Here is a 13612-nt window from a genome sequence, read left to right as displayed (position 1 = left end):
ATGCGTATCACCGAGATCGAAACCTTCGCCGTCGGCGCCGGCTGGAAGAACTGGCTGTTCGTCAAGGTCCACACCGATAGCGGTTTCCACGGCATCGGCGAGGGCACGCTGAACGGCTTTATCCACACCACGGAAGCCGGCATCCGCGAGCTCGAACACCTCGTCATCGGCCAGGATCCGCGGCAGGTGCGGGCTCTCGCCAAGCGGATGCTGGACAGCGTGTCGCTCGATGGCGGGCATATCCACCGGACTGCCATCGCCGCGATCGAGGTCGCCTGCTGGGACATCCTCGGCAAGTCGCTCGGCGCCCCCATCCACCAGCTTCTCGGCGGCCGGATGCGCGAAACCGTCCTCGGCTATGCTAACGGCTGGTACCGCACCGAGCGCACGCCGGAGGCTTTCCTGGCGGCGGCGAAAGGCGTTATTTCCAAAGGCTTTAAAGCCTTCAAGGTGGATCCTTTCGGCACCGCCCAGGGCTTCATCAGCGAACCGGAACTGGCGCTCGCCGAGGACATTCTCGGGACGCTGCGCCGCGAATTGCCCGCCGATACCCGCATCCTGATCGACGTCCATGCCCGCTTCACCGAAATCGAGGCGATCCGCGCCGCCAGGCGGCTGGCGCCGCTCGATCTCTACTGGTGGGAGGAACCCACGACCCGCGATCGCCAGGAGACCGTCCACCCGGTGGGCAATGCCAGCCCTATCCCCGTTGCGACCGGGGAAATGTACGACACCGTCGGCCAGTTCTTCACGCTGGCGGCCGGCGGCGGCGTCAACATCTTCCAGCCGGAACCGATGTCGCTCGGGGGGATAACCAACACACTTGCGGTCGCCGATATCGCGCTTGCCCATGGCAGCTACATCGCCCCCCACCAGAGCGGCGGGCCGGTAGCGACCGCGGCCTGCCTGCAACTCGCCGCCTGCGTGCCAAACTTCCTGATCCAGGAGCATTTCGACGCCTTCAACGAACCCTGGACGCGCGATCTCGTCTCCTGGCATCCGACCATCGATCCGACGAACGGCCACCTGTCGCTTCCCGACGCGCCGGGCCTCGGTATCGACCTCGATGTCGAGGTGGCGCGCGCGCATCCCTACGACCCCAAGTCCTACCTGAACATTTTCGAGGAAGGATGGGAGAAGCGGCTGGGCACCGGACGCGGCGAGGCTCCGGCCTAACCGGCTGGATCGCCGGAGATGATCGAACGACCGCGAGTTGCCCAGGCCCCAGATGCAGAAGCCGATAGCCTATGTCAAATTATTATAATAGCATAAATTCATATTCGCATGGCCCGCAGGGAGGCGGCCAACCGAAGGTGAACGATCGCCGCGGCGCATGACGCGATGCCCGCAAGCGCGAAAACAACACGCGTCAAACACACCCAAGGGAGGATGCACATGAACAGACTCAGCCCAGGACGACTGCTTGCGGGACTCCTCGCCGGCCTCTTCGTCATGGTCTCGCTCGGCCTCGCGCCGGCGCAGGCAGTGACGACCGACGAGATCATCAGCCGCGGCAAGGTGATCATCGCCATCGACACGACGACCGCGCCTTACGGCATGGTCGACACCAGCATGGAGCCGTCGGGCTTCGACATCGACGTCGCCAAGCTGGTCGGCGAAGCACTCGGCGTGCCGGTCGAATTCGTCACCGTCACTTCGCCCGGCCGGATTCCGTCGCTGCTGACCAATCGCGTCGACATGGTGATCTCGATCTTCTCGATCACGCCGGAGCGCGCCCTCCAGGTCGCCTTCTCGATCCCCTATGCCGGCCAGTCGTCGGTGGTGCTGGCGCCCAAGAGCCTCGACATCGCGGGCCCGGAAGACCTGGTCGGCCTCAAGGTCGGCGTCACCCGCGGCACCGGCGAGGACGGGCTGCTGACCAAGCAGGCCGAGAAATTCCCCGGCATCGAGATCCTGCGCTTCGACGACTATGCCTCGATCTCGCAGGCGATGCTGTCCGGCCAGATCGACGCCATGGGCGGCGGCGACTACGGCGACATGTACCTGCAGAAGAGCGTTGACGGAGAGGATTTCGAACTGAAGTACATTCTCAAGAGCTTCTTCTTCGGCATCGGCGTCCGCAAGGACAGCCCGGAGCTGCTGCAGTGGCTGAACACCCTCGTCTATTCGCTCAAGAATGACGGCACGCTGAACGAACTGTCGATCGAACACCGGGGCGCGCCGCTTCCCGAACTGCCGGTCTTCTGATCGTATCGACGCTGCGGGTCCGGGCCGATAGCCCGGACCCGGTTTCGACCGCGCGAGGGGGAGTGACGCCGGCGGATGGACTACGTCTTTCATTTCGGTCCGATCCTGGACCGCTGGCCGCTTCTTCTGTGGGGCCTGTCGCGCACCCTTGAACTGTCGCTGGTGTCGATGGTCTTCGGCCTGGCGATCGGCATCCTCGGGGCGGTGGCGAAGTCGTTCGGGCCGCGTCCAGTCGCGGCGCTCGCCAGCGCCTATGTCGAGCTGATCCGCAACACGCCGCTGCTCATCCAACTCTATTTCATCTTCTTTACCCTGCCCTTCATCGGGCTGAGGCTGTCCAGCGACACGGCGGCCATCGTCGCGCTGTCGATCCACCTTGGCGCCTACGCGACCGAGATTGTTCGCGCCGGGATCGAATCGATCCCCGCCGGCCAGATCGAGGCGGGCAAGGCGCTCGGCCTCTCCGGAAGGCAGATCATTCGCCACATCGTCATCGTGCCGGCGATCCGCGCGGTTTATCCGGCGCTCGGCGGCCAGTTCATTCTGCAGCTCCTCGGATCGAGCATCGTCTCCGCGATCGCCGCCGAAGAGCTGACGGCCATCGCCAACAACCTTGTCATGCAGACCTTCCGCAACTTCGAGATCTATATCGTCGTCGCGGTCATGTATTTCGTCGTCGTCCAGGCCTTCATCATGCTGTTCCGCCTCGGCGGGCGGCTGCTTTTCCGCTGGAAGGTGTGACCGAATGCTCCGCGATTTCACCTTCAACGAGGTCTATTTCCTGCTGCTGGCAACCCGCTGGACGATCCTGCTGGCGGTTATCGCCTTCGTCGGCGGCGGCCTGCTCGGCCTGGTGATTGCCGGCATGCGGGTCAGCCCCTATGCAGTCCTGCGCCGCGCTGCGATGGCCTATATCCAGTTTTTCCAGGGCACGCCGCTGCTGATCCAGTTGTTCATGGTCTTCTACGGCACCGCCTTCATCGGCCTCAGCCCGGATCCGTGGACGGCGGCGGCGATTACCTTCATCGTCAACTCCGCGGCCTTCTTCGGCGAGATTTTCTACGGTTCGATCGAGTCGATCCCGCGTGGACAATGGGAGATTTCGCGGGCGCTCGGCTTTCGCTTCGTGCCGACGCTGCGCCTCATCATCCTGCCGCAGGCGTTCCGGCTGATGCTGCCGCCAACGGTCGGCTTCACGGTCCAGATCGTCAAGGGCACGTCCGTAGCTTCGCTGATCGGCCTGACCGAACTGGCGCGCACGGCGACGGTCATCAACACGGTGACGTTCGAGCCGGCGCTGGTCTTCGGCACGGTGGCGCTGATCTATTTCGCCCTGTGCTGGCCGCTGTCGCTGCTCGGCGCCTCCCTCGAACGCCGGTTGCTCGTGCAGAAAGTGCGTGGCGGGCCGCTCGGCAAAGGCGCCGCGGCCTCGCCGGCCGCCGCCGTCGCGGGGCCCGACTGACGGCTCAGCCGGCGAAGGGCACCAGCGGCAGGCCAGTGGCGCCAAGTCCCGTGATGGCGAACAGGCCGCCCGGCTTGGTCTGGCCGCGAAGGGCCGCCTCCTCCCGGCGCAAGGTGGCCGAGGTCACGTAGAGGATATCGAGATCGGGCCCACCGAACTCGCAACAGGTCGGCAGGTCGAAGGGCAGATCGACGGTCGCGATCCGCCGCCCTGAGGGGTCGTGGGCAAGAACCTTGCCCTTGAAGGGCACCGTCAGCCAGTAGTTGCCGGCGCTGTCGACCGTCGCGCCATCGACGATGAATCCTTCCGACGACAGGTCGAGATAGAGGCGCTTGTTCGAAACCCCGCCGCTGGCCGGATCGAAGTCGTAGGCCCAGACGAACGGCGTGTGGCTGTCGGTGAAATACAGGACGCGACCGTCCGGACTCCAGGCCAGGCCATTGGAGCAGCCGATCCCCTCGAGGACGCGATGAATGCCAAGGTCGGCGTCCATGCGATAGAGCGAGCCGATCTTCTCCGCCGGCTTGCCCTCGGCCTCGAACATCGAGCCGGACCAGAAGCGGCCCTGGCGGTCGGTCTTGCCATCGTTGAAGCGGGTGTCGGGGATGTCCGCCTCCGGGTCGCCGATTGCGTCAAACGCCCCGGTCTTGTGATCGAAGAAATAGAAGCCGCTGGCCATCGAGACGATCAGGCCGCCCTTCTCCCTGACGGCGAGGCAGCCGAGATATTCCGGCGCCTGCCAGCTCTCGTCCCGTCCTTTCCTCGGATCGAAGCGATGGATCGTCGGCCCGTAGATGTCGATCCACCACAGGACCTGGTGCTTCACATCCCAGTAGGTGCTCTCGCCGAGCAGGCTCTTCGAGTCGACGACGCAGGTGATCGCGGTCATGGGGTATCGGCCTCCCTGGGCTCAGGCGATGGGTCGCGCCGCCCGAGCGCCGAGCGGATCGCCTGAGCGACCTCCGACAGCGCATCGCTGGCCAGCGAGACCGTAACGAGGATGACGGCGCCATAGACGATCAACAGCGCACCGTTGGAGAGATTCAGCGCCGGCAGGAGGCCGGTCAGAATGGTGAGAACGAAGGCGCCCGCGATCGTGCCGATGTAATGGCCGCTGCCGCCGAGGATCGAGGCCCCGCCGATCGCCACCGCGGCGATCGAGGTGAAGAGATAGGAGTCGCCCATGCCGAGATAGGCCTGGCCGGTGTAGCCGGTAAGCAGCATCCCGGCGAGCGCCGCCGTGAAGCCCGAGATCATGTAGGTGGCAATGGTGGTCCGCATGATCGGGACGCCGGAGAATTCGGCGACGGTGGCGTTGGCGCCAACCGCGTAGAGCTGACGGCCGAAAGCGGTCTTCGACAGGAGGATCGAGGCGGCGATCGCAAGCACCGCCCAGATGATCACGACGACGGGAAAGAAGCCGATCCGTCCGACGGCGAGATACTGGATGAAGGCCGGCGCAGTGGTCGGCGGCGCTCCGCCCGTATAGACGAGGATACTCCCCTGCAGGATGACGTTGACCGCCAGCGTCATGATGATCGGCGGAACGCCGAAGAAGGCGACGCCGATGCCGTTGATCGCGCCGACCGCCATGCCGGCGACCAGAACCAGCGGGATCGCCCAGATAAGGGGGCCGTTCTCTCCCCCGGCGATCAGCGACATCAGGATGGCGGCGCAGTTCAGCACCCAGGGAATCGACAGGTCGATGCCGGCGCCGATGATGACGAAGGTCTGGCCGAGCGCGACGATGCCGATGAACGCGGCAAGCACCGACATCGAGCGCAAGTGCGACCCGGAGAGAAAGCCGGGCGAGAAGAAGCTGGTCAGCAGCAAAAGCACGATCATTCCGAGATAGGCGAGGAAGATCGCGCGGTGGCGGGTGAGCATGCTCATGCCAGGCTCCTGCGGGCGGAGCGCTCGGCAAGCGAACTGGCCAGGACCGCGATCAGCAGGATGATGCCGGAAACGATCGGCTGCCAGTAGCTCGACACCGACAGGACGAAGACAAGGTTGCCGATGATCGTCAGGATGAAGGCGCCGATGATCGTCCCCGACAGGTCGCCGCGACCGCCAAACAGGCTGATGCCGCCGATCACCGCGGCGGCGACCGACGGCAGGATGTAGTCCTTGCCGATGGTCGGCGAGCCGGTGCCGGTCTGAGTCGTCAGGTAGAGCGCGGCAATGGCGGCGAAAACGCCGGACAAGCCGTAGGTGATGACGTTGATGCGGGTCAGCGAGACGCCCGACAGGAAGGCGGATTTCTCGTTCGAGCCGGTGGCGCGAATGGCGATGCCAAGCCGGGTCTTGCGGAACCAGACCCAGAAGACAAACAGGACAATCAGGATCCAGACCGAGGTCGAGAGGCCGAGGAAGCTGCCGTTGCCGAAGGTCATCCAGCCGCCCGGCAACCGGCCGCCATCGGTCGGCAGGATCAGCAGCGACGCGCCGGAGAGGATCGACCAGGTGGCCAGCGTTACCAGGAAGGGCTGGAGACGCAGGATCGAGATAAGCAGGCCGTTGATCGCGCCGACCGCGAAGCCGATGAGCAGGATGCCGAAGCCCCAGGCCGTGGCCGTCACCCAGCTGTCGCCGAACTGGGTCGCGGCGATCACCGTGCCGAAGGAGATCATGCCGCCGATCGACAGGTCGATGCCGCCGCGTAAGAGGACGATGGTCTGGCCGGTCGCGGCGAGCAACAGCGTCATGGCAGCGGCGGTATCGATGTTCAGTTCCTCGAGGGTGAAAACCCCCTCGCGCAGCGACCCGTAGACGGCGACCAGCACGACCAGCATGACGCAGGCGACGAGAAACGGCCCGCGGTCAACCAGCGTCGCGCGCCATTCGGCGGGTTTCCGGGTGGCGGGCGGAAGCGTTTGGTCGGTCATCAGTGCAATCCAGCGCCTTCGACCATCGCGGTCTTGAGTATGTTTTCCTCGGAGATTGCTTCACCCTCGAGAATGCCTGCAATACGCCCGTTGCGCATCACCGCGACCCGGTCGGCGACATGAACGAGTTCGGGAAGATCGCTCGAATAGAAGAGGATGGCATAGCCCTTGGCGGCAAGGTCGCGCATCAACTGGAAGATCTCGCCCTTGGTGCCGACATCGACGCCGCGGGTGGGATCGAAGAGCAGCAGGACCCGCGCCTCGGTCAGCAGCATCTTGCCGAAGATCACCTTCTGCTGGTTGCCGCCCGACAGGGTGCCAGCAAGTTGCTCCGGCGTGCCGGCCTTGATCTGGAGGACGCCGACCATCTCGTCGACCAGCGCCCGCTCGCGACGCCGGTCGATCAGGCCGAGATTCGAGAAACGCGGGATCACGGAAAGGGTCAGGTTCTCGCGGACTGTTTTCGACAGCAGGAGCCCCTGCCCCCGGCGATCCTCGGGAACCAGCGCCAGCCCGTCGCGGCCGGTGAGCGCCTGTCGCGGCGAACGCGCATGCATCGGCTTGCCCCAGAGTTCGACCAGACCCTTCGACTTGCCGACGCCGAACAGCGCCTGGAAGAGCTGGCGCTGTCCATGGCCCTGGAGGCCGCCGACGCCCAGCACCTCGCCTTCCTTGAGGTCGAGATCGACGCCCTGCAGGCGATGGTCGACGGAGAGGTCCCTGATCCGCAGAGCGATCCGATCGGTCGCCGTCGGTTTCCGTTCGGGATAGAGCCGGTCGAGGCGGCGGCCGAGCATGTCGGCGATGATCTCGTTGTCGCTCACGGCTGCGGTGTCATGCGCCGCCACGGTCATGCCGTTGCGGAAGACGGTGATCCGCTTTGCCAGATGGCGGACCTCTGCAAGGCGGTGGGAAATGTAGATGACGAGCTTGCCGTCGTCGGCCAGCTTGCGGGCGAGCCCGAGCAGCCATTCCGTCTCGCGCGGCGCCAGCGCCGAGGTCGCCTCATCGAGGATGAGGACCGCCGGATCGCGGGCCAGTGCCTTGGCGATCTCCACCACCTGGCGCTCGGCCAGCGACAGGCGCCGCACCTCGACATCGGGGCGGGAAACGGGGATGTCGTAGCGCTCGAACAGCGCCAGCGTATCTGCGCGCATCTTGCGGCCATTGACCCGACCAATGGGCGTAAGCGGTTCGCGGCGAAACCAGACATTCTGCTCGACCGTCAGGTCGGGGATCAGCGACAGTTCCTGGAAGACGGCCGAGATGCCGGCGCGTTGGGCAGCGCTTGGATCGGCGGCATTGAACGGCTGGCCGCGCAGCAGGATCTGCCCCTGGTCGGGCTGAAGCGCGCCAGCGAGAATCTGGATGAAGGTGCTCTTGCCGGCGCCGTTCTCGCCGATCAGCGCATGGACTTCGCCGGCGTCGGCATGGAACTCGGCCCGTGACAGGGCCGCGATGCCGCCGAAGTGTTTCGACACCGCCGAAGCCTGGATCATTTCCATTTTCAAATCCGCCCGATGAAAAAACGGCGCCCCCTTGGCCGAGACGGCCGCAGGGACGCCGCAGGGAGGAAGGCTTACGAGCCCGCGGCTTCGGCCGCCGTGATCTCGACCCAGTCCGGCGAAATCGGCAGGGTCAGTCCCGGGGGACGATCCGGCCAGGCATTCTCGCCAATCTCGATCTTCTGGATAGTCGCATCCGGATACAATTCCGACTTCCACATGCCGCCGTCTGTGGCGAGGAAATCGCCTTCGACGAGAATGTGGCGATCGGCCGGCTTGGGCTTGCCGTCGAGCATCTCGACCGCCATGCGGATCGCCTCGGAGGACAGGAAGGCCGGGTTGGAGCCGAGGATGCAGGCCGCATTCTCCGTCTCGGCGCAGGTTACCGCTGCGACATTGTAGGAGAAGGCGGTCACCGGAACGATCGGGCGTCCGGCGTCCTGGAGCGCCTTGATCGCGCCGCTGCCGTAGCCCTGGGTCAGGATGCCGTCGACCTCGGGATGCGCGGCGAGCAGGCTGGCGACGCCGGCCTGTTCCGGACCGAGTGCGTATTCGCCGTTGTAATTGCCGATCACCTCGATGTCCGGATACTTCTTCAGCACCTCGAGATAGCCGTTCTCGAGCTGGCCCGAGATCGGCGCGCCGGCGAGGCCGCGGTCGACGAAGACCTTGCCCTTGCCGCCCAACTGGGCCGCCATCCATTCGGCCAGCACCGCCGGGATCCGTGTCCAGTCGGACTCCAGCGCATAGGCGCAAGGCTCGGTGACCACCTGGTCGAAGCTGATGACGATAATGCCGGCGTCACAGGCCTTCTTGATGGTCGGATTCAGCGCCTCGGCCGAACCGGCGTCGATGACGATCGCATCGGGCTTGGCGCGGATGATGTTGTTGAGCGAGTTGATCTGGGCCTGGACGGTGTTCTCGACATTCTCGATCTTCAGATCGACGCGTCCGGCCAGCGGCCCCTTGTTCACCGACACCTCGGCGACGCGCTCCATCTGCTGGCGCCAGTCGTTGCCGATAAAGTTGTTGGAGAGATAGATCGTGTATTTCTTGTCTTCCGCCACGGCCTGCGAGCCGAGGCTTCCGGCCAGCATCGCGGTCGCGCAGACCGCCGACGCGAGCAACCCAACGTATCGTTTCACCAGCTTTCCTCCCTGTTGCAGGCACTCCGGCCTGTTTCTGGTTTCCTCGACGCCGTCGATTTGTTCGGCGCCCTCCCCTGGACCTGCCGATCGCGCCCTTGCTCCGGCAGGAGCCCGCGTCGATACCGGCTGTCCAACCCGGGTTCCTCTCCCCGGGCTTCGTAACGATGGTATAATGCTATTATAATTTTTGGAGATCGTCCACGCCAATCTGGCTGGCCGATTCCTCCCTTCGGCGTTTCATCCGGAAAGACATGTCGGCCGGGCCGGCAACCGCGACGATCAGGGGATGTCGTTGGGAGCGTCGTAGGTCAGCGTGTAAACGTCGGCGCGATGCCGCGCGATCGTGAACTCGATCGGCTGCTGGTCGACCGAGCGATAGAGCATCTCGACCGTCAACACGGCTTCCCCCTCGGAACAATCGAGATCGGCGGCAAGATCGGCATCGGCGACTTCGGCCTTGACCGTGATGGCGGCGGCCGCCAGTCGCAGGCCCAGGTGCTTCTGCACCGAACGGAAGATCAGGACGTCGTCGAAATTGCCCTTGGTCAGGCGCATGCCGATCTCGGGCGGGAAGTAGGTGGTCACCTGGGTGTCGGCGCGACCGCGGGCGATCAGCACCGCGCGGAGGCAGTAGCAGCGCTCACTGGCCGCCAGGCCGAAAATCTCGGCCGCCTCCGGCGACTTCTCCCGCCGGTAGCTCCTGATGACCAGTTCGGCATTCTCGGTCGCCGCGGCGATGTCGCCGAAGCTCCTGAGATTCCAGGCATGGCGCATCGGCGGCGCCTGCGCGGCGACAACAGCCGGCTTGGCGGAGCGCTTGCGGATCAATCCCTCGGCAGCGAGTTCGCGCAATGCCTGGCGCACTGTGATCAGGCTGATCCCGAACCACTCCGCAATCTCGGCTTCCTTCGGCAGGCTGGCGCCGACGGGGAACTTGCCGTCGGCGATCGGCGCCCTCAGTATTTCGCCGAGTTGCCGATAAAGCGGCCCGTTGGAGCGCGACAACTGGCGCGCGGGCAGACTTTCGAGGCTGACGGTTCTCTTGCTCATCGATCAGGATTGCTTGCCCGGTCGCGGTGACGGCGGATACCGGCTTACTATGCTAGTATAATCGTCTGAACAAGAACCTCGCGGCTCCAGCCAGTCATTGACTGGGATCGGAGCCCCACACCCTGAGAATCAAATGTTGACGCCAGTCCTCTCCCTTTCGCTCGCCATCATGCTCCTGCCCGCCGCCGCCGGTGCCGCGTGGGTCGAGCAAGTGGTCGACCTGGTCGGGCCAGTCGTCGAACTCCGCCAGGACGGCGACGAGGTCTTTGTGCGAAACGGCGAATGGCAGCGTCTGGTGGTCTGCGATGCGGGCGTCTGCGCGAACGCGGGCGAACCCTTCGAGCCAGAGCCGGCCCCCGATGGCCTGCCGGGCTGGACCGTGGCAACCGCCGACGATGGCGGTGGGGCACGCCGCGCCTGGTACGCCGAACCGACCGACCGCTATCCGCACGGCGTCTTCGGCCGGCCGGAAAATGCCGGGGCGCTGGTCGTCGAGGACGTGCAAGGGCGCAACACGACCTTGCGGTTACCCGCGGACAGCGTGTTCGAGGACCTCGCGCCACGGATCGCGGACTTCGACGGCGATGGCCAGAACGACGTGCTGGTGATCCGTTCGTCGGTCAGGGCTGGCGCGCAGATCGTGGTCTATCGGCTTGCCGCCGGCACGTTGTACGAGTCCGCCGCGACCGCGCCCATCGGACGGCCCAACCGTTGGCTGAGCATCGCCGGGATCGCCGACTATTCCGGCAACGGCCGGCCAGACATCGCCCTCGTCAAGACGCCTCATATCGGCGGCGTGCTCGAGTTGCTGTCCTTCGACAGGCGACAGCTCCGTCCCGTTGGCCGGCCGCTGAAGGGCTTCTCCAACCACGTCTTCGGCTCGCGCGAAGCGAGCCTGTCCGCGAGTACGACAGTGAATTCCGACCGCATCCACGATCTCGTTCTGCCCGGCGAGGACAGGCGCTCACTGAAGATCGTGACGGCAGCCGGCGGCAGCCTCCGGGTCATCGTGGATGTGCCGCTGGATGGCGCGATCGTTACCGACATCGGCGTTCTCGACGATGATGGCCCGGTCTTCGTCATGGGCCTCGAGGACGGCCGACTGGTGCTGGTGCGCCAGACCGCGGACTGATCCTGCTCGGAAAACGCGAGCAACGCGCCCAGACGTCACCTGCGCTCAGGCGATCGCAAGGAGCTTGCGCAACGGGGTCCTCGGTCTGGCGAGGTCGCCGAGCGAGTAGCCGTCGAGCGCGGCAAGAAAGGCATCCCCGGCATTCTGCAGCGCCTTCCGCAGGACACAGCAGGAGCGGATCGCGCAGGGCGCGTCGACGGGGTTGAAACAGGGCACCAGGGCCATGTCCGGCTCCGTCTCGCGAACAACGTCGCCGAGCCGTATCTCGCTTGCCGCCATGGCCAGCCGCAGGCCGCCGCCGCGTCCGCGCACCGTCTCGATATAGCCGGCGGCACCGAGCTGATAGGCGACCTTCATCAGGTGGTTCCGCGAGATCCCGTAGCTGGCCGCGACGTCGCCGATCGTCGCCAGGCCCTTCTCCCCGTCGTCGTTGACCGCGAGATACATCAGGAGGCGCAGCGCGTAGTCGGTGTAGATGGTCAGCCGCACGGGAGTCTCCCTCGGGATCGACATCAAAGAAATATTTGCAATATTGCTTTGCCGCAAGTCGCCGATTAGATGTATCGAAAATACTGGTTATGAAGGAGGCGGGCGATGACCATACGCGACCAGACGCCAGTCGATGCCACGGCGACGAGGCCGGCGCTGCGGGACGCGGTGACCGAGGACGGGATTCGCGATCTTGTCGATCTGTTCTATGCCCGGATTCGCTCCGACCCCGAGCTCGGGCCGATCTTCGCCCGCGCCATCCCCGGCGACTGGGGGCCGCACCTGGCGACCATGCGCGACTTTTGGTCGTCGCTGACGCTGGCCAGTGGTCGCTACAAGGGCAACCCGCTGGCGGTTCATCGGCGCATTGAAGGCATGGAGCCCCACCTGTTCGATCGCTGGCTCGTCCTTTTCGCCGGAACCTGCGACGAGCTCTTCACCCGCGATCTGGCCGCCGCCTTTGTCGACAAGGCGACGCGCATTGCCGAGAGCTTCAAGCTCGGCCTGTTCTATCGACCTGACCGGGTCTGGCCACCGAGGGCGTCATGACCTTCGTCGTCACCGACAATTGCATCAAGTGCAAGTACATGGACTGCGTCGAGGTCTGCCCGGTCGACTGCTTCTATGAGGGCGAGAACATGCTCGTCATCCATCCCGACGAGTGTATCGACTGCGGCGTCTGCGAACCGGAATGTCCAGCGGAAGCGATCCTGCCGGACACGGCCCCTGGCCTCGAGAGCTGGTTGAAGCTCAACGCCGAGTTTGCGGCGGTCTGGCCCAACATCACCAACCGCCGCGATCCGCCGGCCGACGCCGACGAATTCGACGGCGTGCCGGAAAAGCTGGAACGATACTTCTCGCCGGAGCCCGGCGAGGGGGACTGAGCGCCGACGGTCGGCTATCCGGGCGCGTCAGTAGTCGGGGTCGTCGATCGACGGCGTCGGGTCAGCGAAGGCGGTCAGCGCGCCGGCATCGACGATCGTGACATCGCGGTTGTTGATGGTGACGCCACAGGCGGCGAGTTGCGCGAGATTACGCGACAGGTTTTCCGGCGTCATGCCCAGCCGCGCCGCCAGCGTCCGCTTGTCGTAGGGGAGCTTGAAGCTGCCGTCGCCGCCGTTTGCGTGGTCTTCCGCCAGGATCCAGTTTGCCAGCCTTTCGGCGCTGGCCCGCAGCTTGTGGCTCTTCAGTTCCTTCATCACGCCACGGAAAGAGGCCGAAAGTTCGCGGACAATGGCGCGGGCGAAGGCCCCGTCCCGGTCGAAGGCCAACCGCACAGCCTCGGCCGGCAGCATCAGGATCTTCGACGGCTCGATCGTCCGGCCGGACGCGAGATAGGGTCGGTCCTGCACCACCGCGGCAAGAATGAACGTCGTGAACGGCCGGCACACCGCGAGCGTCGTCTCGCGTCGGCCGTGTCGCGCATAGAGCTCGACTCCGCCTTCGAAGACGACATGCAGGAAGTCGGGCTTCTCGTTTTCCTCGATCAGCGCCATCTGGGCCGGGAACCGCTGAAGATAGGCGGCCATGGTGAGATCGGCGAAATGCGACTCGGCCATGTCCCTGAACAGATGAATGGATCGAACCTGCTCGATGTCTGTCTGGCGCATGAATGCCTTTCCCACGGCGGGCCACAAACATTTTTGATAAATATCAATCGATAAGCAGAAAAATGTCTAAACCAACGAGAAAAATGTAATTTACTTTCATAACGTCAGTCAAAATAAGAATAA

At 64.9% G+C, this 13612-nt stretch carries 15 protein-coding genes; 7 read left to right on the top strand and 8 right to left on the bottom strand.

Going from position 1 to position 13612, the window contains the following annotated elements; all coding sequences use genetic code 11:
- From BLT60_RS11125 to BLT60_RS11110, 4 genes are all read left to right on the top strand, one after another.
- Complete coding sequence (locus tag BLT60_RS11125; RefSeq protein ID WP_090876518.1) at nucleotides 1-1176, top strand: mandelate racemase/muconate lactonizing enzyme family protein; 1176 nt, start codon at nucleotides 1-3, stop codon at nucleotides 1174-1176.
- Between the two features lie 219 nt (nucleotides 1177-1395).
- On the top strand, nucleotides 1396-2208 hold the full coding sequence (locus tag BLT60_RS11120) for a transporter substrate-binding domain-containing protein (RefSeq protein WP_090876517.1): 813 nt from the start codon (nucleotides 1396-1398) through the stop codon (nucleotides 2206-2208).
- 75 nt (nucleotides 2209-2283) lie between these two features.
- A complete protein-coding gene (locus BLT60_RS11115; RefSeq protein ID WP_090876516.1) occupies nucleotides 2284-2949 on the top strand; it encodes an amino acid ABC transporter permease in 666 nt (221 codons plus the stop codon).
- 4 nt (nucleotides 2950-2953) lie between these two features.
- On the top strand, nucleotides 2954-3670 hold the full coding sequence (locus BLT60_RS11110; RefSeq protein ID WP_090876515.1) for an amino acid ABC transporter permease: 717 nt from the start codon (nucleotides 2954-2956) through the stop codon (nucleotides 3668-3670).
- A 4-nt stretch (nucleotides 3671-3674) separates the two neighbouring features.
- On the opposite strand, the gene BLT60_RS11105 is transcribed toward BLT60_RS11110, so the two are convergent.
- The 6 genes from BLT60_RS11105 to BLT60_RS11080 all read right to left on the bottom strand — a co-directional run bounded on the left by BLT60_RS11105 (nucleotide 3675) and on the right by BLT60_RS11080 (nucleotide 10258).
- Nucleotides 3675-4559, bottom strand: a complete 885-nt coding sequence (locus BLT60_RS11105) for an SMP-30/gluconolactonase/LRE family protein (protein ID WP_090876514.1) — start codon at nucleotides 4557-4559, stop codon at nucleotides 3675-3677.
- On the bottom strand, nucleotides 4556-5563 hold the full coding sequence (locus tag BLT60_RS11100; RefSeq protein ID WP_090876513.1) for an ABC transporter permease: 1008 nt from the start codon (nucleotides 5561-5563) through the stop codon (nucleotides 4556-4558). The genes BLT60_RS11105 and BLT60_RS11100 overlap by 4 nt, the downstream gene beginning before the upstream one ends.
- Entirely contained in the window at nucleotides 5560-6555 is a 996-nt protein-coding gene (locus BLT60_RS11095) for an ABC transporter permease (RefSeq protein ID WP_090876512.1), read from the bottom strand. The genes BLT60_RS11100 and BLT60_RS11095 overlap by 4 nt, the downstream gene beginning before the upstream one ends.
- A complete protein-coding gene (locus BLT60_RS11090) occupies nucleotides 6555-8060 on the bottom strand; it encodes a sugar ABC transporter ATP-binding protein (RefSeq protein WP_090876511.1) in 1506 nt (501 codons plus the stop codon). Before BLT60_RS11090 ends, BLT60_RS11095 begins: the two co-directional genes overlap by 1 nt.
- A 74-nt stretch (nucleotides 8061-8134) precedes the next feature.
- Nucleotides 8135-9205 carry a substrate-binding domain-containing protein gene (locus BLT60_RS11085; protein ID WP_244521223.1) on the bottom strand — a complete coding sequence of 357 codons (1071 nt, stop codon included), beginning with the start codon at nucleotides 9203-9205 and terminating at the stop codon, nucleotides 8135-8137.
- Nucleotides 9206-9487: 282 nt separating this feature from the next.
- Nucleotides 9488-10258: a GntR family transcriptional regulator gene (locus tag BLT60_RS11080; protein WP_090876510.1), complete on the bottom strand. Its 771-nt coding sequence runs from the start codon at nucleotides 10256-10258 to the stop codon at nucleotides 9488-9490.
- Nucleotides 10259-10391: 133 nt separating this feature from the next.
- On the opposite strand from BLT60_RS11080, the gene BLT60_RS11075 reads away from it, so the two are divergent.
- Nucleotides 10392-11390 carry an FG-GAP repeat domain-containing protein gene (locus tag BLT60_RS11075; RefSeq protein ID WP_090876509.1) on the top strand — a complete coding sequence of 333 codons (999 nt, stop codon included), beginning with the start codon at nucleotides 10392-10394 and terminating at the stop codon, nucleotides 11388-11390.
- 45 nt (nucleotides 11391-11435) lie between these two features.
- Here the strand turns inward: BLT60_RS11075 and BLT60_RS11070 are convergent, their stop codons facing one another.
- Nucleotides 11436-11879 (bottom strand): Rrf2 family transcriptional regulator, encoded by a 444-nt coding sequence (locus tag BLT60_RS11070; protein ID WP_090876508.1) that lies wholly within the window; start codon nucleotides 11877-11879, stop codon nucleotides 11436-11438.
- 105 nt (nucleotides 11880-11984) lie between these two features.
- Between BLT60_RS11070 and BLT60_RS11065 the strand changes: the two genes are divergently transcribed.
- Nucleotides 11985-12428: a group III truncated hemoglobin gene (locus BLT60_RS11065; protein WP_244521222.1), complete on the top strand. Its 444-nt coding sequence runs from the start codon at nucleotides 11985-11987 to the stop codon at nucleotides 12426-12428.
- Nucleotides 12425-12763 (top strand): ferredoxin FdxA, encoded by a 339-nt coding sequence (fdxA, locus tag BLT60_RS11060; RefSeq protein WP_090876507.1) that lies wholly within the window; start codon nucleotides 12425-12427, stop codon nucleotides 12761-12763. Before BLT60_RS11065 ends, fdxA begins: the two co-directional genes overlap by 4 nt.
- Nucleotides 12764-12790: 27 nt before the next feature.
- Here fdxA and BLT60_RS11055 read toward each other — a convergent pair whose 3' ends face one another.
- Nucleotides 12791-13489 carry a helix-turn-helix domain-containing protein gene (locus BLT60_RS11055; RefSeq protein WP_090876771.1) on the bottom strand — a complete coding sequence of 233 codons (699 nt, stop codon included), beginning with the start codon at nucleotides 13487-13489 and terminating at the stop codon, nucleotides 12791-12793.
- Nucleotides 13490-13612: the final 123 nt, after the last annotated feature.

It is taken from the genome of Bauldia litoralis, assembly GCF_900104485.1.
Taxonomy (GTDB): Bacteria; Pseudomonadota; Alphaproteobacteria; order Rhizobiales; family Kaistiaceae; genus Bauldia; species Bauldia litoralis.
The sequence above is the reverse complement of the archived record's forward strand: the minus strand, read 5'-3'. Positions and strand labels throughout refer to the sequence as shown.